We start from the raw sequence: 22,967 nt of genomic DNA, 5'->3' as shown, positions 1-22,967 counted from the left end.
GAACCCGCCTTCGGGGCGGTTCACCCGAACCCCACGAGACGAAGAACACAACGTTTTGCCACCACCTCCGGTGCAAGGTTCAACCGATCCCCTCCGGGAACGTCAAAACCTTGGGGGCCTATCGGCCCGGGCACTCAACCCCGGAACCCCCGCGCCCCGAAACCCTGCCTGCGGCACGAAGCGGGGCCATCCTCCATGGGGGCGAACCCAATGGGATGCCGGGCGTAAATCACCGTGCCCTGGCACGGCTCTACCCCCATGAATCCAGGTGCAGTCGGGAGGGGGTGAACTGTACCGGATGTTTCCCGCGCCGATGCCCGACCACCGCCCCGGCCCACCGCGCGAAGCGGGGCCATCCTCCATGGGGGGCGAACCCAATGGGATGCCGGGCGCGGATCACCGTGCCCTGGCACGCCTTCCTCCATGAATCCGGGTGCAGTCGGGAGGGGGTGAACTGTACCGGATGTTTCCCGTGCCGATGCCCGACCACCGCCCCCGGCCCACCGCGCGAAGCGGGATCGCCCCTTCCTGCCGGAGGCGGTTTTCACGCGCCCGAGCCAGCCCGTGATGCCCCGCGTCGCCCTCCCGTCCTGCCCTCCACCGCCACACTACGCCCTCCTCGAAACCCCATTCGTACGAGCATTTCCTCCTGTAGAACGCCGCCCCTAAAGAATCCCTTCAAGCTCGCCAAGTATCTGCCGTACGGTTGTTGACAGGCCTCCTTGACCTGCTAGGTACAGGCAGGGGGAGGTCCAACGCCACGCAGTCCAACACGTGCCCTGGCACATGCCATGACATCTCCTGCCGACACCGTTTCGTCGGTCATCAACGAGAGGAGACCTCATGCTGCTGCCGCACCTTCGACCCACGTCCCGATCCGACGCCCCGCTGCGCACCCGGCAGGCGGCCCTCGCCCTGGCCGCGGCCTCGGTGGTGACCGCGCTCATGCTCGTGCCCGCGCCGTCGGCGTTCGCCCAGGTGACGCAGGGCACGAGCGCGACGGCCGCCCAGACGCAGGACGTGGCCGTCGGGAACTCCGCCACCGCCAACGGTGCGGGGACTGGGGTCGGTGCGGTCGCGCTCGGGGACAACACCCTCGCCTCGGGCGGCGGTGCCATCGCCGAGGGCGAAAACGCCCAGGCCGTGGCCAACGGTGGTATCGCGATCGGTCCGAACTCGATCGTGTCCGGCGCCTCCGGTTCCCCGGCTCTGTACGGCATCGCCATCGGGTCCGGCGCTGAGGATTTCGCCGCTTACGCCGGCGCGCTGGGGATGGGCGCCGTCGTGTCGAGCGGTGCCAACTACGGTTTTGCGATCGGGACGGGCGCCCACGTGACCGGGAACGGGGGTACCGCCTTCGGTGCTTCGACCTTCGCCGCCGCGGCGTCCCTCGCCGCTGGGCAAGCCGCCTCCGCCACCGGGACCACCGCCAACGCGTTGGGGGAGCAAGCCGCCGCGACCGGGAACTCGACCGTGGCCTTGGGCGGGTACAGCTCCGCCGGGGTCCAGGGCGATACCGCCTTGGGCGACCACGCCGTGGCCGGCGGTACGTCGGTGGGCGGTGCGACCGCCGTGGGGTCCGGGGCGCTCGCTTTCTCCGACCAGTCCACGGTGCTGGGTGGAGGTGCCATCGTGACCTCGGGCGCGACCGGATCGCTGGCCGCGGCGAACGGTGCGGAAGTGCTCTCCGCCACCAACGCCGTCGCCGTCGGTCGTAACGCCACCGTCCAGACCGGTGCCAACGGTGCCGTCGCCCTGGGGCCCAACACGCAGATCGCCGCCGGCGCCTCGAACGGTTTTGCGGGCGGTTCCGGTGCCCAGGTGACCGGTGTGGGTGGCGTTGCGCTGGGTCCGTCCAGCCTCGCCACCTCGAACGCCGTAGCCCTCGGGGGTGCCAGCGCCACCGGGCTCGACTCCATCGGGGCAGGCCTGAACACCGTCGTCGGTGGGGGTGCCGCCATCGGCATCGGGCTGTCGACGAAAAGCACGCTGCAGAACGACCTGGCGATCGGGAACGCCGCCTCCGCCACCGGTGTCACCGCCGGGGGCGCCATCGCGGTGGGGACGTACACCAGCGCGTTTTCGGACCTGTCGGTGGCCCTCGGCCCGCAAGCCGTCGTCACGGCCAACGCGAACGCGAGCCTTGCCGTAGGGTACGGCGCGCTCGTCTCCTCGGCCGCCGGTGCGATCGCGTTGGGGTATGAGGACACCGTCGGATCGGGTGCGAACAACGCCATCGTCATCGGGAGCAACGCCAGCGCCTCGGCCAACGCTTCGGGCGGGATCGCCATCGGCGCGGGGTCGAAGGTCTCCACGTCCGGGTCGATCGTCATGGGGACCAGCAGCTCCGACGATGGCCGCGCGGGCACATTCTCCGTGGGGAACACGACCAGCGGGATCACCCGCCAGGTGATCGACGTCGCCGCCGGCGTGTCCGGTACCGACGCGGTCAACGTGAACCAGTTGTCCGAGGTGGTCTCGGCCCTCGGGACCGGGTCGGTTTCCAACGGCGTCGTCACCGGTGTGCAGTTCAGCATCCCGGTGAGCGGCGGGACCACCCAGAACTTCTCGACCGTCCAGGGCGCGCTGAGCAGCCTGGGGGCCAGCATCGCCTCCGTGCAGTCGAGCGCGCTCACCACGTCGACCCTGAGCGCGTCGCTGGCCACCATGTCCTCGTCGCTCACGTCCAGCTTGCAAAGCTACGCGGACAACGCTGCAGCCACCGCCCAGGCGAACGCCGTGGCCTCGGCCACCACCATCGCGCAAAGCGCTGCTTCCGCCGCCGCGGGGTCTGCGCTCACCGCCGCCGTGACGTCCGCGTCCACCATGATTTCGAACGGTGGGTACGTCACCTCGAGCTACGTCGCCAACGCCGTGTCCGGTGGGGTGACCGAGGCCGTGTCGAGCGCTGCCACCCTGGTCAACAACGCGTCCTCGACGCTGCAAAACCAGGTGACCAGCAACGCCGGCGCGATCGCGAGCACCAGCAGCTCGCTGGCCGGTCAGATCAGCGCGGGCAACGCCAGCACGCTGGCCCAGGCCCAAGCCGCCACCAACGCCGCGTCGACCACGCTGCAAAACCAGATCAACGCCAACGGCTCGGCGATCGCCAGCAACACCACCGCGATCAGCAGCGTGTCGAACACGGTCACCTCGGGCGGGTACGTCACCAGCACCACCGTGGCGTCGATGGTGTCCTCCGGGGTCGCCAGCGCGAACGCCTACACCGACGCCGCGTCGTCGGGGCTGCAGGCCCAGGTCGCCAGCAACAGCGCCGCGATCTCGGGGAACACCGCCGCCATCGCCACCACGTCGGGCAACCTGACGTCGGCCCTGGCCGCCACCTCCACCGGTCTGCAAAACCAGATCAACACGAACAGCGCGGCCACGGCGGCCAACGGTTCCTCCATCGCCGCCAACACCAGCGCGATCGCCTCGAACACCCAGGCCATCGCGTCGAACACCCAAGCCATCGGCTCGGTGTCGAACACCGTCACCTCGGGTGGGTTCGTGACCAGCGGCGCCGTCCAGCAGATGGTGAACGACGGGAACAGCGCGACCCTGGCCGCGGCCAACAGCGCTGCTGCCGTCCTGGTGTCCAGCGGTGCCGCCGCCACCTCGTCCTACGTGTCGACGGTGTCCTCGGGCCTGCAAAGCCAGATCGACGCGAACAGCTCGGGCGTGGCCAGCAACACCGCCGCGACCAGCGCGCTGTCCTCCAGCCTGAGCGCCACCAGCTCGACCTTGGCCAACCAGATCACGTCGGGCGGGTCCGCCACGCTCGCGGCGGCCACCAACGCCGCAACCAGCGCCGTGAACGCCGCCTCCACCACGCTGGCGTCCTCGATCGGCCAGACCAGCGCCGCGCTCTCCGGGCAGATCGTCGCCGGTGGGTCCGCCACGCTGGCCGCAGCCAACGGATACACCGACACCGTGGTGTCCGGGGGCGTGGCCACGGCGATCAGCTCGGCCGGCCAGATGGTGGCCAGCGCCAGCGCCGCCGGGTCCGCCTACACCAACACCGTGGTGTCCGGTGGGGTCACCAGCGCGATCAGCGCGGCCGGCCAGATGGTGGCCAGCGCCAGCGCTGCCAACTCGGCGTACACGAACTCCGCGGTCGCCGCCGGGGTGACGTCCGCCGTGACCATCGCCGGGTCGAACACCTCCGGCCAGATCGCCTCCGCCGGGACGGTAAACTCCGCCGCCCTGGACAGCGCGATCAGCGGTGGGGTCACCTCCGCGATCACCGCCACCAGCGCGATGGTGAACGCCACGTCGAGCACGCTGGCCGGCCAGATCCAGGCCACCAGCACCACGCTCGCCCAGCAGGTCACCTCCTCCGCCGCGGCGACGCTGGAGAAGAGCCAGGCCTACACCCAGCAGGTGGCGTCCGGCACGCTGAACGCCGCCGAAGGGTACGCCGACACCGTGGGCAAGAACGCGATCTCGGTGAGCGAAGCCTACGCGCAGCAGCAGGCCCAACAGGCCCAGCAGCAGGCGGTGAGCCAGGCCAACGCCTACACCGACCAGCAGGTGGGCCAGGTCAATCAGAAGCTGAACATCATGCAGCAGGACCTGAGCAAGATGCAGACGCAGATGAACGCCGGCGTCGCGGTCGCCCTGGCGGCCACCGGCCTGATGCCCGACCCGGACCGGAGCCACTCGTTCTCGCTCTCGGTGGCGGGCTCGACGTACCACGGGGAGACCGGGTACGCGGTCGGCGCGTTCCAGCGCTACGGCAACGTGACGCTGAACGTGCGCGTCGCCGGTAGCCCCCACGCCGGTGTCGGTGCGGTGGTCGGCGGGACGATCGGCTGGTGATGCAAAACGGGGCGACCGCTCGCCCCGTTGTTCGTCCAGCACCTCCCCTTGAGCCCGGCCGGCCCGAGCCTTACCGGGCGTTGCGTACCCGGGCCCCGATGCCCTCGGTCATGGTGGCCACGCGCAGGAGGATCGGGCCGCCGTCGTCCGGGACGATCAGCGCGGACCCACCGTCGCCCAGCACCGCGTCGAGCTTCGTGTTCACGAACGCCACCGCGTCGTAGCACCCGTTCGAGAGCGCGCCCAACGCCGGCAGGCCCGCCTGCCCCGCTTCGCCCGGAATCCGGTCGCACACCGCCGTCGCGTCCTGGCGTACGGCCGCCAGGGACGTCGGAAGGGTGAAGCCGGTGCTGCCGTTGGCGTCACCGCCCCCGGTCAGCGCGCAGATCCCGATCGTGGTGGCCAGGGCCATGGGTTTGAACAGCCGCATCGCAGGTCTCCTCCTCGTTTCCGGCCTCTCAACGTGGACCGATGCCCGAGACCTAGCAGGTCGTGCAGGTCCGTCAAGCGGTCGAGTGGTGCCAGGGCACGGGCTTGACTTCGCTGCGGAACCCGCTAGGTTGTCCCGGACGATCGCCAACCCAACCGGACCACCAGGAGGAGCCTGTGAGCGCCATCGACCTCATCGCCATCGTGATCGGCGCCCTGATCGCCGTGTCCTTCCTGTTCCTCGCCTGGGTCTGGACCATGACCGCGATCGTCGGTCTGGTTCGCACCCTGCTGCGCGCGCCGTTCAGCCGCGAGGCCCGGGCCGACCTGGCCACGGGACAGTTCCTGCGCCACCCGTTCTTCATCTTCGGGCCGCGTGCGCCGACCCCCAAGATGGAGGCCCTGGCCCGCAAGGTCGCCCAGGAACGCGGCGTGACGCTGCCGCTGACCACCCTGGGCTCGTTTTACCGGACCCGCCGATTCCTGAACCAGCACTCCCGGGATTGGCTCCCGCCGCGCGGGTGGTGATGCCCCGGCTGTCAACGAAAAAGCGGCCCCACCAGGGGGCCGTCCAACATCACACCGCGCGGTCCGAGGGCCAGCGTGCGCGGTACGGTGCTACACCTTCGAAGCCACCATCTTAAGCCATGCCCTGGCACCCCTCGCCGGAGGCCCGGTGGGTCGATCAGTGGCCGTGCCAGTGCTGGTAGAGCACCCAGACGTGGTAGATGCGCATCGCGACGTACAGCGCCACGACGGTGCCGACGATCTTCCAGACCTTGCCCCCACCACCACCGCTGCTGGCCCGCGCCGTCTTGCCGCGTTTGAGCGTCATCGTCACCCGGGATTTCACGGGGTCGTCGAGCGACAGGGTGCACTCGTTGGGCCACTTCTCGTACAAGGTGTCGTCCTTGCCGATCTCCACCGTGCCCCCCGCCGGGACGAGCCGCGAGCCTCTGCGCTCCAAGAGGTCGATGGTCACCGGGTACGCGGTCGGGTTGGTCAGCGTGCCCTTGTACGTGTATTCCTTGTGGGTGGTCACGACCGGCGAGGTACTGTACACCCCCGGCGTCACCTGCACCGTGGTGCTCGCGCCCTTCAACGATGTGTAGCGCTTCCGGGACGTCCGGCTGACGCTGACCTGCAACGACGTGGCCGCCACGACCGAGCCGGCCCAGGTCAGCCCCTCCTGGACCGCCTGCTCCGCCCGCCGCCGGGCGCCCTCGTTGTCGCCGCGCTCCAACAACGCCTTCAACTCGGCGACCACCGACGCCGAACGGTTCATCGCGTCCCGACGTTGCTGCGCCTCCTTGGCCTCGCGCGCCTGGGTCTCGGCCGCTTCCCGGGCCTTGCGCGCCTGCTCGTCCCGCTTCCATTCCCGGTCGCTGAGCACCCGTTTGGCACGAGCGTCCCCGGCCGCCACCGCGCGTTGCAAGAACGCCTCCGCCTCGTCGGGCTTGCCGCCCTTCAACTGGAAATACAGGGCGAGCATCCCGCGTGGATCGCCGAGGTCCGCCAGGCGCCGGTACCAGACCAGGCCAGCGTCCCGGTCCTCGTCCGCGCCCTTGCCATACGTCAGGCAGTAGCCGACGTTCAGCATCGCCTTGGTGTCGTCGGCCTCCGCCAGCGGGAGCCATAGCTTGAACCCGGCGTACCAGTCCGGGGGCAACGCGTCGCCCAGGAAATAACAGTCCTGGTTCTGGATCGCCTGCGCGATCTCTTCCTGAAACTTGCTCATGCTCTTGTCCTTTGGTCGTGCCGTGGCACGCCTTGCGTCGAAACCTGCTGGCCCGCGCCCGTGGGCGTCAGCACCGGGGTCGCCGGGACCGGGCCTCCGGCCCCGGGCACTGCACCGCGCCACCGCACGACCGACCGGCGGCTCACCCGCGGTTGCCCGCCGGGTCGAAACGCCAGATCCACACGCGGTAGTCGTAGAACGCCGAGCTGACCACGCTCATCGCGCCGGTGTCGCCCAGCGGGACGTACTTCGCCACGTACGCGATCCGCGCGTTGATCGCGTCCAGGCGCACCTGCAACGGGTTGGCCTGGAACATCGGGCCCGTGTTGGTCAGCGGAACGCTCATGGCGCGCAACGGCGGCAACGGCCCACGGGTGCGCTCGTCGCCCGTGTTCGGGACGTTGATCGGGGCCCGGGTCTGGTCGATCTTGTCGACGATCGCCTGCGGGTTGAGCTGGCCCACCTGGCCCACGGCGTCCCGCACCGCGATCGGCACGTCGCAGACCTGGAACGTCTCGTCGTGCGAGCGCTTCGGATTCGCCCAGATGGTCGCGCGCACCTTCCAGCAGGGCTGGCTCGCCCCGTACGAGAGGTATTCCAGCGCCACCCGGGGGTAGGCGATCTTCCCGTAGTTCGCGAGCTGCTGGTTCTGCCCGCCGAACAAGCCCTGCAAGCTGTTCCCGCCGGCGATCGGGGTGTAGACCGGGCCAGCCGCGTTGGTGACGTCGCCACCGCTGCCGCCACCGCCCCCGGTCACGCTGCTGATCGCGTTCTCGACCGCGCTGTTGGCCTTCTGAACGAAGCCGTTGACGTCCGGCCCACCGTTCGCGCACGCGGCCAGGAGGCCGCACAAAACCGTCGCCGCAGCGACGGGCAAGACGTGGTGCTTCATCGTTTCCCTCTTTCTTGTTGGTTGGTCCCTCGCGCCGGGCGGTCCCCACCGGGTGCCGCCTCACCGCGTTACCCCGTCACGGCAAAAAGCTGCTCAAGCGTTGGCCGATGGTGGCCTCCAAACTGTTCGGGCCGTCGCTCGTGTAGAGCAGCAAGGGCGACCCGTTCGTGTCCTTGAAGGTCGCGTTCCACGCCGCGTCGAACGCCGCCGTCAGCGGTGGGGTCACCACCCCAGGGCCCGAGGCGCAGGTGTTGTATTGCCCCGGCGGCAGGCCCACGGTCTGGGACGCCGTCGGGATCAGCCCGTTCGGGATGGGCTGATCGCACGCCGCCTCCGCCTTGGCCTTGAACGTGGCCAGGAACGCCGGCATGCTGGTCATCGGAACCCCGAGCCCACCGCTGGCCGAGCTGGTCAGGTACTGGATCGTGGCCTCGTAGGCGGAATAGGCCGCCCCCAAGTCCGTGTTCGGGTTCGACGGGCTCAACAGGTCCGACGCCTGCACCGCTGCCAGGATGTCCGCCTTGCTGGCCAGCGGCAGGTGGCTGATCGTGGTGGCCATGCCCTCCTGGAAGAAGGTCGGGACGCCCTGGAACGGCTCCGTGAGCGAGTAGATGGCCGCATGGGTGCTCTCGTGAACGAAGAGGTCGGCGTAGGACTGGCCCACCGGTGCGGTGTAGCTGGTCGCGCCCGGGTAGCGTTGGTCGAACGACGGGCTGTCCGCCGCCATCACCTGCATCACCGGGCCCACGCCGGTGCCGGTCTGCCCCACCACGCTCGTGCCCACCTCGCTGGCGCTCTGCCCCATGGTCGGGTCCACGCACAAGGAAATCTTGTTCTGCCCGTCGAAGGCCACGCCGGTCGATGGGAGGCCCAGGGCCGTGCGGATCTGCGGGATCGCCTGTTCCAGCAGATCGGCCGCCAGCTCCTGCGCTTTCAGGGACGCCCCGGCGGAGAACACGACCGCGTTGGGGGTGACGATCACCGTACTGCTGACCTTGGACGGGTTCTCGCAGTTCGACGCAAGCCCGCTGTTGAACGTGCTGAACGCCGGGCCCGTGTAGTTGGTCTGGACGTCCGCCACGATGTCCGCCGGCGGGGTGTAGGCCGCCAGCAGGGCTGTTCCGTTGCTGCTGGTCGTGGTCGAGCCGGTACCGGTGGTCGTGCTGCTGGTGCTGCTGCCGTTGCCCCCGCCACCACCGCCGCACCCGGCGAGCGCCAGGGCGAGGAGCGTGAGGCCGGCCGCGGTGGTCCCGCGATGGGTTGTGCGTTTCATGCGTTGGTCCCTCGAGCTACGTTTTTTTGTCGTCCATCCGCCCAGCCTGCGCTGTGCTATGGCACGTCCTGGGTTGAGCCGATTCAACCTGACCGTGGTGCCGTCGGGCTGAAACGGGCCGTTCTTCGTCCGCCTGGGGGCACCCCCGATGCCGCCGGTGCGTTGATGTCCAGGCTCCGATCGTCGTCAAGCCGCGGTGCCGATTGCCCTGGCCGCGGTTGCGCGATGGTGATGCGTGATGCTGTTTGGGTTGCCCCGGTGCTTCGTTGTGCTGGCCCCGGTTGGCGGGAGTTTACGGGTACGCACGGTAGAACACAACACCTCAGATCATTCGATGACGCAAAATGCAACTCCTCAAACCCCTGTCCGGGCCGCCACGGGAAACGCCCACCGGTCGGTGAGCGTTTAACCCGCGGCGCTCCCCAGCACCGCCACGACCCAGAACGGGTCAATACGCCTTGTCTTCGCGCCACCCGGTCGGCTGGCTCGGATCCGCCACCAGCACACCGGCGATCCGGTACCCGCCAGGCGCTGCGCCGTCCTTCAGCAGCGTGACGTGCACGTCCGTCGGGCCGCTCAGGTCCACGTGGCCCGCGAAGTACGCTTTCGCCCAGTCCGGGACCTGGGTGAGCGTCCGCTCGTACGTGACGTCGAGCGAGCCGTCCGGCGCATGCGGGTTCCCGTGGTTCAGGCGCACGGATTTCACGCTCGTCACCGTCGCCGTGCCCATGCACGCCCCACGCTTCGCGTCCCACCAGGCCATGTCCTTCTTGCCGGCGGCCGTCGGCTGGACGCTGGTGCCCGCGTAGTCCACGATCCCGTCGGCGGTCAGCGCGTTCAGCACGGCACGGGTCTGCGGATGGAACTGCGCCGGGGTCACCGGTGCGGGCCAGCTCGGGTTGCCGTTGTCGGCCTGGGTCCAGCAGAAGTCGTCGGCGATCTGCGGTCCGATCGCCGCCTGCACGTCGGACGCGCTCGGTGCGCTGGTGATGCTCGTGTCGGCTGCGGGCGCGGCGGTCGCGCCGGCCTCCGTGGCGTCCTTGTTGCAGCCGGCCAGGGCGGCGATGGCCACCAGCGTGGCCAGCGTCAGGGTCTTGCGGATCATGGGTACTCCTCCAGTGGTGGGGCCTCGGCGAGGCCTCGCTGACCAACTTGGCAGCTTTCGCAGCCCTGTCAACCCGTGCCAAGGCACTTCTTAGCTGGAGCCACCCGCCTGTCGGCGCACGTGCTGGGTGATCCGCCGCTTCGCACCCAGGAGGGTCTTGCAGGGCACCAGGTCGAAGCCCCCGCCCGGTTTGTGGAGCTGGACCTTGATCTCCTCGACGCTGCTGCGATCCGGGATGGCGATGTGGATGGTGTGACCGCGATAACCAAAGCTGTGAAACATGACCTTCTCCTGGTGGTGGTGCCGTTGAGCTGACCGGCTCCGAGCTTGGAGGCCCGCTTTTGACCTGGCCGTTGACGTTGTTCCGTCGAGCCTGCGTGCCTCGCGTCGTTGCCGCCGTTTTCCTGAGTTCTCGTCCCGCGACGGGGTGTCCAAGGGCACGGGGACGGTCAAGGATTCGAGCGCCAGGTGGTGCGGGCCGCGCAGCAACACGGCCTGGTGCGCCTTGACGGGCGTCGGGCCCGAGGCATGGTCGCGGGGAAGGACGGGAACGGGGAAAACGGGGACGTCGGCAGCGCCGTTGCTGGGGAGATGGAACGCCTCGCGGCGAGCGGGTGGACGGGGTAAGCCCGTGCCCTGGCACGGGTTGCTGTTCGACCGGTGGTGAGGCTTTACGGGAACCATCGGTGCCCTGTCCGGGCTCGCCCGGTCCTTGGTCCAGGTCTGACCAGGCCATCGCCGGGATGCCTGGACAGCCCGAAGGGACCGCCCCACGGTGCTCAGCGGGGATCGGTCCAAGCGGTCCAGGCTTTTCCTCACGGGATCAGAAAAGAAACCCCATAGGTCGCCGTCCATGGGAGACGGTGACCTTTGCGCCGACCGGGGAACCCGTCGCCGTTTCCCGTGCTCGTCGAGCACCCGCTTTTCACCCGGACACCCTGGACCGCCTGGTCGGTGCCCGCCGAACCGTTGCCCCGCCGGGCCTCCGTGCCACCGCACGGTCCAAGCCTGGCGGTCGCTGGCCCTGGACGGCGTCCGTCGACGCCCTGGACAGCCCCGGTCCGGTGAGCCCGTGCCCGGGCTGATCCGGCCGTGAGTCGCGAACCGTCCAGGTGATGACGGTCCGGCGACTCAGGCCCAGGGGGTCGCCCCTCGACACTTCGTCCTGAGCGGCAAGGTGGTCCCACGGGACGCCTTCCGCGTACCAACCGAGCACGAACAAAGGACACGCGATCATGGCATTCAACCTCCCGGGCGTTGGCACCGAAGAGCCGAAGAAAAAGAAGGCGTCCATCGAGCTGTATTACGCGAAGAAGCTGACGAAGGACGCGGACCTCGCCGTTGGCAAGGGCGAGGTGCCGGAGCTGTTCCGCTGGAACGGCGTGTACTGGGAAGCCCAGCGCGACGTCGCGCTGGAGCAGGACGCGCTGAACGTCCTCGAACGCGAGGACCCCGAGCATTTCAGCCGTCGCACGGCCCGCTCGATGGTCGACACGGCCCTGACCCGCCTCTCGGGCACCAAGCTCCTGCCGGTGCCCCCGGCGAGCACGGGCATCCTCCTGCCCATGCAGAACGGGGTGCTGGAAGTGCTGCCCACCGGGGTGGTCCGTGCGCACAAGCCGTCGCGCGATCTGGGGGCCACCCACGCCGTGCGCGCCACCATCGACTGGAATCACGTGGCCGATGACGGCACGTACACCGTGCCGTCGCTGGACCCGTCCAGCATGTTCGGGACGTTTCTCAACTCGATCCAGTCCCCGGAGATGCAGGACTACCTCGGGGCGTGCTGTGCCTCGACCATCTCCAGCACGAACTACCAGAAGTGCCAGTGGTGGCAAGGTTCCGGCAGCAACGGCAAGAGCGTCTTGCTGAGCGTCATCGCCGCGATCCATGCGAACGTCGTGGCGTTCGATCTGGGCAAGCTCGACGGTGATTTCAACGCCGAGCCGTTGATCCCCGCCACCCTCGTCACGGTCGCCGAAGCCCCCTCGCGCCGCAAGCCGATCAGCGAGGGCGTGTTCAAGGCCTACGTGTCCGGTGACCTCGTGTCGGTCAACCGCAAGAACAAGGTGCCCCTGACCGTGGCCCTGCGCGCCCGCTGGATCCTGCTCATGAACGACACCATCGGGTTCACCGACATGTCGTACGGCTTCGCACGCCGCATCGCCAACGTGCCGTTCAACCGCACGATCGCACCGAAGGACCGCATCGCGGACCTCGACAAGAAGATCATCGAAAGCCCGAAGGAGATGGCCGGCGTGGTCGCGTGGCTCATCAAGGGGCTGGTCCACCTGAGCCAGTTCGGGTTCCCGGAGGACGATCGCGTGCCGCTCGAAGCGCGCCAACATGCCCTCACGATCCGCCGCTCGAACGACAACACGCTGGACTGGTTCGAGTTCGTGAACTTCCGTCAGGAACCGGACGTGTGGACGGACAAGCAGGCCCTGTACACCGCGTACAAGGATTACACGCTCGCCAACGGTGGCAAGGCCTTGGGCGCTCCGGAGTTCTGGAAGCGTGCCCGCACCTACCTGCTGCCCATGGGCGTGGACATCGACTCGCCGGACAATGCGCGCCGCGCGCCGGCGGACAAGCTGGGCAACCGCCCGCGCCTCATGCGCCTGCGCATCGACGGGGTGATGCCCTTCTGCCGCGGTCGTGACGGCATGGACGACCTGCCGCCGCAGACGGCCAAGCAAGCCGCTCTCGAAGCGTGCATCAACGACTCGGTGAAGGCCGTGCGTGCCGCGCTCGGCACCCCGGACGGTCCGATCAAGGCGGACGCGCTGACCGCGGTGGTCAAGGATCTGCCGCTGGCCGTTGGCCTCGACGAGGTGCGCATCGAAGCCGTGATCGGTGGCGTGATCGACCAGCTCCGCCTGCAGGTCGAGGTGATCGAGGGGGTGGCCATGCTGGTGCAGAAGCCGCTCCCGCCGGTGACGATGAACCCGGACGACGCTTTCGATGCCTTCGCGCCCGCCACCGTGCCGGCCACGAACACGCCGGCCGCGTAAGCGAGCCCCACCTCTCCTCCCTCCCAGCCCGGCCCAGCGCCGGGCTTTTCGCATGGGCCCCGCCCCAGGCCCACGGCGATGTTCGGGGTGCGCTGCCCGCGGTGTTCGGGTGCCGGGCGTGAGCCCCGGCGGTTTCCCCGAAGGGTCCGGTGCCCTCCGGTATCATCGCCAGGCCAGGCCGGACCACCGGTCGGCGATGACCAGTACCAGACCGAGACCACACCACCGGGGGCAGCATGGCAACACCGAGCATCAACCAGTTTCTCGACAGCCTGGGCGTGCGCCTCGCTGTCCGTCGCGCGTCCTGGGATGGGATCGACGACACCACCGACACCGTGGTGATGAAGCTCTGGTTCAAAGAGGTAGAGCCTGGGTCCGATGGAATGTCGATCCGCGTGTGGACGCCCGTGCGCTCCGGGAAGGGCAAAGCCCCCATCGGTCGATCGGAGCGCAAGCGCAGCATCGCCCACCTCGAAGCCGGGCGCCCCACCTTCGCCGTCCTGCGGTATGGCCAGGAGGCGGGGGACGCGGATTCGAAGCGCTACGACGGGGAGACCCTGCGCGAGCTGGATGGGGTCGATCGCCGGGCCAACGGGGACGTCTACGTGCGCGTGAAGCGCCTGGTCCCGGTGGACGACTTCCTCGCCCGGCCGGACGTCCAGCCCACCCTCACCCGCGATCTGGCGGACATCGACGCCCGGCACCCGAACCCGGACCAGGCCACCACACGCCAGGCGCTCGTGCAAGCGCGCATGGGCCAAGGCCGCTACCGCGCCGGGCTGCTCGCCCAATGGGGCGGTGCCTGCGCCGTCACCGGCTGCTCCGTCGGTGCCCTCCTCATCGCCTCCCACGCCATGGCCTGGGCCGATTCGAACGACGAGCAGCGCCTGGACCCGGCCAACGGGTTGCCGCTCATCGCCAACCTCGATCGCCTGTTCGACAACCACCTGATCGCGTTCGATCCCGACACCGGCGACATGCTGGTGTCCGACCTCCTGACGCCGAAGGACCGCGCGCTCGTGGGCGTACCCGCCAGCCTGCGCAAGAAACCGACGAAGCGCCAGGCGGTCTACCTGCGCCACCACCTGGACGAGTTCCTCGCCGCCCAGGTGGACGCGGAGGACTGATCCGCCGTCGACGGCTGGCCACCCTCCGGTGGTCGACCCTTCGTCGCCCCAGGCGCTTGACAGGCGCGTTTGACCCGCTAGGTTGAAGGTATGCAAGACGTGCCACGGCACGGCCCCACAACCAGCGAGGAACCTGACATGCCCGCCCATCTGTTCGACGGTCTCGACGACGACGGCCTGCTGACGAAGCAGCGTATTCAACAGCTCGCCGAGGCCTACGGGGTGCAGCGCATGTTGCGCTCGCCCAAGGGGAACCGGGCCCGCCACCAGGCGGTGCGTGAAAACGAACGGGAGCAGGCCGCGAACCGCCAGGCCTGGCGTCGTGAAGCCCAGGGGAAGCGTTACGGGCAGTGGGCTGCCTGACCGCCCCGCCGGGCCGACCTGAAGAGCAAGGGGACGCGACGTTTCAGGGGTGAAGCGTTGCGATTTGAGGGGGCGCCATGCCCCCTCGTTTTCATCTGGAGCCCCGGATTTTAAGCCGTGCCACGGCACGGGCCAACGTGTTGCCCCCAGGGCTTGCGCCCGCTCGAAAAGCCGCTACCCTGGGGTGATCGGACGCGTTCGCGCGCCCGCCACGTACAGTACAGGGGGAGACAGCATGGCCGACCAGCAGAACGCCCGTCCGGGTCTTTTCGGTTCCGTCCAGGAACGCGTGAGCAACCTGTGGGGCCGCGTGCGCGAGTTCCGCGCCGTGGAAACCGCCCGCACCGCGCCGGCGCCCGCCGCGTCCAAGCCGCTGGAGCAGTCCAGCGCTCAGGACGTGTTCGAGCTGACGGCCATGGCCGCCAGCGACGCGTCGAAGGCCGAGTTCCAGCGCTACATGGAACGGTTCCAGGCCTCGCCCTCTGCCGACTGGCTGCGCCAGCGTTACACCGACGGCCCGGAGGCGTTCGACCGTGACCTGAACGCCGAGGCGACGAAGGCCCAGGCCGAAGCGCTGCGCGGGAACCTGCTGCACGAACGCCCGACCCCCGACACCATTGGCCACTTCCTGGCCCACACCGTCCCCGATCGCCTGCAGGACACGCTCCACCACACGATCTCGCACACGTTCCTCGAGCCCGTGGTGCAGGAGCAAGGGCTCGAATGGCGCGGCCCGGAAGCGATCGCCCTCTCCCAACAGTTCCACGTCGACGCGCCCGAATCGTGGCCGTCGAACTACGCGATGGAACTGCACAACATCACCGACAAGATGCCGGAAGACCTGCTGACCGACCTGGCCGCCGGGCTGACCGGTGACGAGCGCGCGCTGTTCGACGAGCACCGCACGTCGGTCGTGCGCGACGCCGTGGCGTGGGTGTGGGAGACCCGCCCGGTCGATACGCCGGACGCGTCGATTTACCAGCAGTTCGAGGAGCACGCGCTGGGCCTCCTCGAAGAGCGTTCCGGCATCGACCTCACCCCGCAGCTCGACGAGCGCATGCAAGCCGCCGAGGACCGCGACCTGCGTTGGCACGAGGTGGCCCCGCGCCAGGACGAGCTGCTGGAGCGGTTCGACAACACGCCGACGGGGCAGGCGTTTAGCGCCTACGCGTACGAACGTAACCTGCCCACGGCGGAGCATCGCCAGTCGGCCCTGGACGTCGCGATCGCCGCCCAGAACGAGGTCATCGCCCCGGGCGTCGAGGTGCCCAACGGCATCACCCGTGCCGACCTGTTCGAACAGGGGTTCAAGGCGCGTCTGCTCGACGCGCTGACGCCGTTCGTCGACCACCTGCCGGCCGCCGAACGTGACGCCGCGCGCCAGCAGGCCGAGGAGGACCTGGCCGCCGTGTTCGCCCCCACCGACCTGCCCAGCCGCCAGATGGTGAACGATGCCGTCGAGAAGACGCTGGGCGTGACCGCCCCGGCGCCCGCGAAGGCCCAGGCCACCACCCAGCAGCGTGCCCAGACCGCCCAGCCGGTCGCCGCGCGTGCACCGGCCGCGCCGTCGCTCGCCCCGTCGAGCACGCCGTCCGTCGCCGCAGCCGAGCAGGTCGAGCAGGCCCAGGCCCCTGCCGCCTCGTCCACGTCCACGTCCACGTCCACCGCCACCGCCACCACCACCCCGGCCGCGAAGGCCCCGGACGGTGCTCCCGCCCAGGCTGCGGAAACGGTGGCTGCGCCCGAGCGCGTGCCGACCGGTCCGTGGGACAACTACCCGGGCAAGTGGGGCGTGGCCGTGTACGACTCCTGGCGTGCCCGCTACGCCGACCCGGCGAACAACGTGGCGATGAGCCCGCGCGAGGACGCCCCGGACGGCTTCGTGAAGAACGCCAAGGGCGAGCGTCTGGGTCTGTTCGACGCCGCAGCGTTCGTGAAGGCGCTCCCGGAAGGGACCAGCCGCACCGACTCGTTCGTGGCGCTGGACAACGCGTACAAGGCCCACGAGGAGGCCATGTACGTCAGCCGGATGAACAGCACCGGGCCGGACACCATCCGCCTGGACCTGGTGAAGGCCGCCGAGCACGCGTCGTTCAACGCTGAGCGTTCCGCCCTGCTCCGCGGGACGCCCGACCAGGTTGCGGCGAACCGCGAAATGGCGCGTGAGGCCTTCGGGGCCCTGTTCGCCTACGACGTGAAGCACGGTCACCCGATCACCGACCCGGACCGTGACCTGAGCAGCGGGGCCACGGTGCAGGAGCAGTACAACTGGGTCAAGCGCGAGGACACCCGCGAGGACGGCCGCCTCGTGGCGCGCAAGGAAGTCGGCGCGTCCGTCCTGGGGACCGTGCCCAGCGAGGGCCACCTGTTCATGACCCTGATGACCGGTCAGGGCGAGCTGATCGTGGGCCGCCGCCGGTCCATGATCGGGTTCAAGCCGTTGCAGGTCACCCCGCTCGAACGCAGCGAGTTCACCGCGCCGCAGGAGATCCGCACCGCGATCGCGAAGGAGCACGCCGAGGAGGTCGCCGCGAAGAACGCCAAGGTCCACGAGCTGCAGGAGGCGCAGAACGCCGTTCGCGTCGAGCTGGAAAAGGTCCAGGCGAAGGAGAAGGCCCAGGAGGCGGCCGTTGCCCAGCCGTTCGTGCCCGAGCCGGATTACCAGAAGACCGACGCGGTGGTCATCGCCCGCGGGAAGCTGGTCGATCACGGGGTCGACGACCTCAAGATCAACGGCCAGGACCCGATGCCGTACGCGTCGATCGAGGACCGCGATGGGAACGTGCGCCGCATCTACGGCCACGACGTTCCGCGCGCCCTGCAAGAGGGCAACGTGCTCCCCGGCATGACCGTGGAGCTGCGCGGCGACACGACCAACTACATGAAGCTCGACCAGAAGACCGGCGAGGAGTACCCCGCCACGGCGGTCCACTTCAGCGCCCGTCCGCACAACTTCGAGCAGTACGACGCCCAGCAGCGCGCGAAGCACGATGCGCTGGCGAACCAGGCGAAGGAGAAGGAGCTGGCCGCGGCCCAGGGCATCCTGCCGTTCGTGCCGCAACCGGATTACGCCCGGACGGCCAGCGAGCATTACGCCCGCGGCACGCTGCTCGAGCAGGGTGTCCGTCCGTACCAGGACCGGGAAGGCGCCAAGCCCTCCCCGTTCGCCGTGGTGGAAGGCCGGGACGGTGAGAAGCACACCGTCTGGGGCAAGGACCTGGCGAAGGCCATCGAGGTCGGCGGAGTCCAGATCGGCGACACGGTCGAACTGCGTGCGTACCGCACCGAGCCCAAGACCGTCCAGCTCGCCAACGGTGAGCAGCGGGTGGTGCCCCAGTCCACCTGGTCGGCCGCCCCGCACGATTTCGTCGCCCACGAAGCCCAGCAGCGCGAGGCGCACGAAGCCCTGCACGGCAAGATCCGCCAGGAGGTGGCCCTGACCGTCGAGGAGCGGATGGCATCGTGGCTGGACGCGAGCGTCCAGAACCCCGAGCACTACCAGCCGATGGCGCGCGACCAGAAGACCGGGTCGACCACGACCCTGGCCAGCGCCGCGGCCGAGCAGACCAAGGTCGTCGCCCAGGAGGAACTCTCCGCCGAGGCCCAGCGCCAGGCGGGGATCCAGGCCGCCATGAACGCGCCGGCCGCATCGCTGAACGCCGACGTGCTGAACGAAGGGTTCAACTCGATCAACGTGAAGGGCTTCACGCAGCACGGGGTCGCGTACAGCATGTCCATGGGCGGCCAGACCGTCGAAGGGGTCGCGCCGTGGAACCGCGAGGCGAACAGCCTGGACGGGGCCACCAGCCCGGCCATCAACCACATGACCGCCGGTGCGCGCCTGAACAACGCGATGGGCGGCCCGATCTCGCCCGACGATCGCGCGTTCGTGAACGAAGCGCTGCACGAGCACCTGGAAGCGCAGACCCAGGCGTTCGTGCGCGAGCACGGCCACCAGCTCGTGCCGATCGAAGCCCGCCTGCCGAATCGCCAGAACGGTGGCCTCGCCGCACGTCTGGACACCTGGGCCCAGGCCCAGGCGCAGAACGCCGAGCAGGACCAGCAGAAGGGTCGCGGTGAGCAGGGCCAGGCCACGCTCGTGCCTGCCGCCACCACGGTGGAGCCGGTGCAGACGGTCCAGCCCGTCGCCGAAGCGCAGGCGGTTGCCCCGTCCACGGTCAGCGTGGGCAAGGCCGAGGACCTGCGCCCGGTCGAAGCCACGCCGCTGATGGCCACCACCCCGCCGGCCGAGCGCGCGCCGCAGGAGCAGCAGGTCGCCGCGCCGATCGTCGATCGCGAAGCCAAGCTCCTGCCCCCGGGCCAGTCGGACGCGCACGTGCCGCAGCAGGACGCCACCAGCACCACCAAGGCCCTGGACAGCCTGATGTCGTGGACGGGTGGCGATCGCGAGCCGGTCCGCGTGGTGGGTGCCCCCGCCGCGCCGGCCCAGCAGGCCGAGCGCCCCATCGTCGAGCGCGAGGCCAAGCTGCTGCCGCCGGGCCAGTCGGGCGTGCAAGCGCCGCAGCAGCAGGTCACCGGCACCGCGAAGGCCTTGGACAGCCTCATGGCCTGGACCGGTGGCGCTGCCACGCAGGACCGGAAGGACGCGGGGCCCATCGTGGTGGATCCGAACAAGCCGCTGGCCCCGCAGGTCCACGAGCACAACGACCGTGTCCGCGAGAACAGCGACGCGGCGAAGCAGTTGTGGGAAAGCCTCGAGCTGCGTGGTCCGAAGGCCGAAGCCGCGCAGCGTGCACGCCTGGGCCTGCCGCCGGTGAATCAGGCGCAAGGCGTGAGCCATACCCAGACGGGCCCTGCCCAGGATCTTGGCAAGCGCCGCGAGTTGAAGCTGAGCCTCGACGACGAGTACGAGCGCCGCCGCTGATCCGCAACGTCTCCTCCCGCCCTGTCCGGCATGGGCAGGGCCCCTGCCCCGGGTTCGCCCCGGGGCATTTTTGTGCCCATCGCTCCCGTTCGCCACCTTCCCATGGTGACGGGGCGAAGCCGGATCGCCCGCCTTTTTCAGGTGTTTTAATCCGTGCCCTGGCACGGATTGACATGCCCTCTGAAGCTGCTAGATGTGGGGGATCGGCCCCGCAAGGCCCTAACGTTCGGGAGGATCCACCCCATGCGCAACACCCTCAAAACCTCGGTCACGTTCGTGGCCCTTGCTGCATCGGTCAGCCTCACCGCCGGCTGCGCGTCGATCAACGACACGAGCGAATCGCTGGGCCATCACCTCGGCATTTCGAATCAGAGCGGTGCCGCTGCAGCCGGTGGTGCAGCCCTCGGGTGCCTGGGTGGCGCCGCGGTCGGCGGTGTCATCGGCGTGATCACGGGCCATGGCCTGGCCGGCGCAGGGATCGGTTGCGCCGGTGGTGCTGTTTTGCTGGGCGCCGAAAGCTACGCCGCCTCGGTGCAGAAGCAGCTCGACAACGCCCGTGCGGGAGCCAAGGTCCTGCAGGACCAGTTGACCGCGATGAACGCGCAGCAGCAGGCCGTCGTGGCAACCCAGATGGTCCACGACCACGACAAGGACGGGAAGCCGACCAGCAAGGAAATCCCGGCCTGGTACCACACCGACATCGGCCTGCCGCCCGCCGGCATGAAGTCCCACGACCCGCGCGTTGCCGCGCTGATCGGCAAGGCCGGCGAGCTGGCGAGCAAGTCGGACAAGCCGGTGACCATCGGTGTGTACGTGATGGCGCGTGACGCGAACTGGGTCCGCGGGATCCTGGACGCTGCCATCCCGAACAGCAACAAGGCTACGTCGTACGTGGTGCACACCGTGACCTCGCCCGCGAAGGCGAAGCTCGTGTTGACGCCGGTCCCGTCCGTCTGATCGGCCGGACGTCCAGGGCGGCCCGCCGGTCGCCCTGCCCCATTCCAACATCTCTGGAGGAGACAGACGATGGACAAGAAAGCGCTGGAAACCGCGGTCAGCTACGCCTGGGACGACCTCGGCAACGCAGCAGTGCTGGTGGCCATGGCCGCGAAGGACTACGTCGAGGCCGCGCAAAGCACGCTCGATGCGTTCAACGAAGTGCAGCGCCAGCTCACCTCGATCTTCATCCTGAATGACCCGGAAAAGGCCGGCCCGCTCATGGCCGAGCTGCGTAAGCAGCCCGCGGGGCAGATGACCGTTGCGTTCGCGGAAGACACGCAGCTCCAGGTCAAGCTCAAGAGCGCCAACGACGCCAAGACGGACTATCGGGACGCCCGCCTGGCGTGGAACAAAGCGGTCGATGCGGCTGAAGCGGCCGGGTGCGAGCCGACCGAGCGGTTCACCCAGCCGGACGTGGTGGTGGCCGCTGACCAGTCCATCGAAGCCGAAGTCCAGATCACCGAGCGGCTCAACGCCCTGCGTGATGCGATCGAAAAGGATGCCCAGCACGTTGACGAAACGGTTCTGCTGGCGCAGCAAAGCGCGAGCGTCGAGCCGTCCAACGACGCCGAAGTGCCGTCCGTTGCCCCAGCGTCGTCGAGCCAAGCTCCGGAATCCGAGGAGGAGGACTACAACGACATGCTTAACGGCATGACGGGCGATGCTTCGCCTGCAACCGAAGCCACGGCACCCGTCGAGCAGCCCACCCAGGTGGCCGTTGCGACGGAGGAACCTGAACCCGTGCAAGCGCAGCGCCCGCCTCTCGATGGCATCGGCGCCAAGGTGGTCGACGCCACGGGGAAGGTGGCGCAGGCGGTTTCCGCCATCACAGGTGTCCAACCCGAAGCGATCGCGGGCCGCGTAGCGGACGCGGAAGCTGCGGCGAAGGCCCTCAAGAGCGTGCTTGCCGAGTACCAGATGGAGGGCAAGGATCCCGATCCGAAAGTGATCGACGCCGCGAACAAGGTGCTCGACTCCGCACGCTTCATCGCGGCGGACGCTCGTCGATACGAGCAGAACGCCACCCTAGAAGCTCGTGCCCGGGAAGAGTACGAGGCGCTCGACGCTGCCGCCTCGGCGTACAACGTGGCCGAGGAGGATGCCGACTCCAACGCTCGTATCCGGGCCCAGTTTGCTTACAAGGCAGCGCACGAACGGCTGGCCCAAACCTTCACGGAACTGAAGGCCCTTGGCTACGCCGATCCGGATTTTCTGGATGCTGCCGCCAAAGCCCTCGATCTTGGCGGAACGAACCTGGCCAAGATGGCGAACCGGATCCACGTCGCCGTCACCGCTCCCGAAGGGATGACCGTGCACGACGCGTCCTGGGGGGCCAAGCCCGCTCGTGCCGGCTTTGCTGTTGCCAACCTCACCAGCTCCATCAAGCCGGTTGGCATCGGGGTTGCCGCGCTCCTGGTGATCGTGGCCGGGGTGTGGTTCGGGTCGCGCGGTTCGGAGCCGACGACGGTGGCCCCCGCTCCAGCAATCACCGCCCCGGCTCCGGTCGCAACGCCGACGGTCCCGGCGCCGGTCGCGCCTCCGACGGTGACCGGTCCTCCCGCTGTCCCTGCGCCTGTTGCGCCGCCCAAGGTGCCCGCTCCGGCCACTGTGCCGGTCGCCCCGAGCGTTCCGACGGCCCCACCGGTCGCCCACACCGCTCCGGCCCCGGCGGTGGTGCCCCGGCCCGCGCCGGCGCCGGTTCATCGGGCTCCGGTGGTCCACCACGTCGATGCGTTGGCTCGCGAGCAAGCCCAGATCAACGCCGCCAACGCCAAGCTGGACGCCTGGGCCAAGGCAAACGCTCGGCCGTAATCGTGTGACAAGAGGTGTGCCATAGCACGCCTCTTTTTTGCGCCTCGCAGACTTGACACGCGGCCTGGACCTGCCATCTTGAACCAGCCACACGACAAGGGGGAGACCTTGAACCACAACCGATCCACCGTTCCGACCACGCCTGGGCGCCCCGTCCGTCAGAAGCCCACGCGGACGTTGCAGTACGGAGCCCTGCCCGACGAAATCTCCTGGCGTAGCAAGGTCTTCGACGTCATCGGTCGACTGATCTTCGGTTCGCCGAAGGCGTTGGGCGTCCGGGAGGGCTTCTACCACGTGGCGGCCGAACGGCCCCAGATTCGCACCCGCGACAACCTGCGCAACAACGTGCGGGATCAGTTCGTCCGCCGGGACATCCGCGTGTGGCTCTCGCGCCGCATGCTGATCGTCGGCGCCGTGCTGATCGTTGTGAGCTACGCGCTGAACGGCAGCTACACCCAGGCGCTGTCCGCGTCGGCGCAGCACTTCTTCAACTGATCCGATCCATGGGA

General features: G+C 69.1%; 15 protein-coding genes. 9 read left to right on the top strand and 6 right to left on the bottom strand.

Annotated features, from left to right (window positions below):
* Nucleotides 1–843 precede the first annotated feature (843 nt).
* Entirely contained in the window at nucleotides 844–4,821 is a 3,978-nt protein-coding gene (locus HWX07_RS36840; protein WP_208457109.1) for a hypothetical protein, read from the top strand.
* Between the two features lie 70 nt (nucleotides 4,822–4,891).
* On the opposite strand, the gene HWX07_RS18200 is transcribed toward HWX07_RS36840, so the two are convergent.
* Nucleotides 4,892–5,251: a hypothetical protein gene (locus HWX07_RS18200; protein ID WP_175877214.1), complete on the bottom strand. Its 360-nt coding sequence runs from the start codon at nucleotides 5,249–5,251 to the stop codon at nucleotides 4,892–4,894.
* A gap of 176 nt (nucleotides 5,252–5,427) precedes the next feature.
* On the opposite strand from HWX07_RS18200, the gene HWX07_RS18195 reads away from it, so the two are divergent.
* Nucleotides 5,428–5,778, top strand: a complete 351-nt coding sequence (locus HWX07_RS18195) for a hypothetical protein (RefSeq protein WP_175877213.1) — start codon at nucleotides 5,428–5,430, stop codon at nucleotides 5,776–5,778.
* A 157-nt stretch (nucleotides 5,779–5,935) separates the two neighbouring features.
* Here HWX07_RS18195 and HWX07_RS18190 read toward each other — a convergent pair whose 3' ends face one another.
* The 5 genes from HWX07_RS18190 to HWX07_RS18170 all read right to left on the bottom strand — a co-directional run bounded on the left by HWX07_RS18190 (nucleotide 5,936) and on the right by HWX07_RS18170 (nucleotide 10,540).
* Nucleotides 5,936–6,988 (bottom strand): hypothetical protein, encoded by a 1,053-nt coding sequence (locus HWX07_RS18190; protein WP_175877212.1) that lies wholly within the window; start codon nucleotides 6,986–6,988, stop codon nucleotides 5,936–5,938.
* 142 nt (nucleotides 6,989–7,130) lie between these two features.
* Nucleotides 7,131–7,880, bottom strand: a complete 750-nt coding sequence (locus HWX07_RS18185; protein WP_175877211.1) for a hypothetical protein — start codon at nucleotides 7,878–7,880, stop codon at nucleotides 7,131–7,133.
* A 76-nt stretch (nucleotides 7,881–7,956) separates the two neighbouring features.
* Nucleotides 7,957–9,153 (bottom strand): hypothetical protein, encoded by a 1,197-nt coding sequence (locus tag HWX07_RS18180; protein ID WP_175877210.1) that lies wholly within the window; start codon nucleotides 9,151–9,153, stop codon nucleotides 7,957–7,959.
* 448 nt (nucleotides 9,154–9,601) lie between these two features.
* A complete protein-coding gene (locus tag HWX07_RS18175; RefSeq protein WP_175877209.1) occupies nucleotides 9,602–10,258 on the bottom strand; it encodes a hypothetical protein in 657 nt (218 codons plus the stop codon).
* 90 nt (nucleotides 10,259–10,348) lie between these two features.
* Entirely contained in the window at nucleotides 10,349–10,540 is a 192-nt protein-coding gene (locus HWX07_RS18170; protein ID WP_175877208.1) for a hypothetical protein, read from the bottom strand.
* Nucleotides 10,541–11,493: 953 nt separating this feature from the next.
* Here HWX07_RS18170 and HWX07_RS18165 point away from each other — a divergent pair.
* The 7 genes from HWX07_RS18165 to HWX07_RS18135 all read left to right on the top strand — a co-directional run bounded on the left by HWX07_RS18165 (nucleotide 11,494) and on the right by HWX07_RS18135 (nucleotide 22,953).
* On the top strand, nucleotides 11,494–13,272 hold the full coding sequence (locus HWX07_RS18165) for a DUF5906 domain-containing protein (protein ID WP_175877207.1): 1,779 nt from the start codon (nucleotides 11,494–11,496) through the stop codon (nucleotides 13,270–13,272).
* Nucleotides 13,273–13,508: 236 nt separating this feature from the next.
* Nucleotides 13,509–14,399: an HNH endonuclease gene (locus HWX07_RS18160; RefSeq protein WP_175877206.1), complete on the top strand. Its 891-nt coding sequence runs from the start codon at nucleotides 13,509–13,511 to the stop codon at nucleotides 14,397–14,399.
* Between the two features lie 138 nt (nucleotides 14,400–14,537).
* Nucleotides 14,538–14,762: a hypothetical protein gene (locus tag HWX07_RS18155; RefSeq protein WP_175877205.1), complete on the top strand. Its 225-nt coding sequence runs from the start codon at nucleotides 14,538–14,540 to the stop codon at nucleotides 14,760–14,762.
* 235 nt (nucleotides 14,763–14,997) lie between these two features.
* A complete protein-coding gene (locus HWX07_RS18150; RefSeq protein WP_175877204.1) occupies nucleotides 14,998–19,647 on the top strand; it encodes a hypothetical protein in 4,650 nt (1,549 codons plus the stop codon).
* Between the two features lie 243 nt (nucleotides 19,648–19,890).
* Nucleotides 19,891–20,604 carry a hypothetical protein gene (locus HWX07_RS18145; protein WP_227893494.1) on the top strand — a complete coding sequence of 238 codons (714 nt, stop codon included), beginning with the start codon at nucleotides 19,891–19,893 and terminating at the stop codon, nucleotides 20,602–20,604.
* A gap of 69 nt (nucleotides 20,605–20,673) precedes the next feature.
* Nucleotides 20,674–22,458, top strand: a complete 1,785-nt coding sequence (locus HWX07_RS18140) for a hypothetical protein (protein ID WP_175877203.1) — start codon at nucleotides 20,674–20,676, stop codon at nucleotides 22,456–22,458.
* Between the two features lie 78 nt (nucleotides 22,459–22,536).
* The gene (locus tag HWX07_RS18135; RefSeq protein WP_175877202.1) at nucleotides 22,537–22,953 is read left to right on the top strand and encodes a hypothetical protein; all 417 of its coding nucleotides are present in this window, start codon (nucleotides 22,537–22,539) and stop codon (nucleotides 22,951–22,953) included.
* Nucleotides 22,954–22,967 lie beyond the last annotated feature (14 nt).

It is taken from the genome of Burkholderia sp. BCC0097 (assembly GCF_902832985.1).
In the GTDB taxonomy this organism is placed as follows: Bacteria; Pseudomonadota; Gammaproteobacteria; order Burkholderiales; family Burkholderiaceae; genus Burkholderia; species Burkholderia orbicola.
This window is presented reverse-complemented; position numbering and strand designations above follow the sequence as displayed.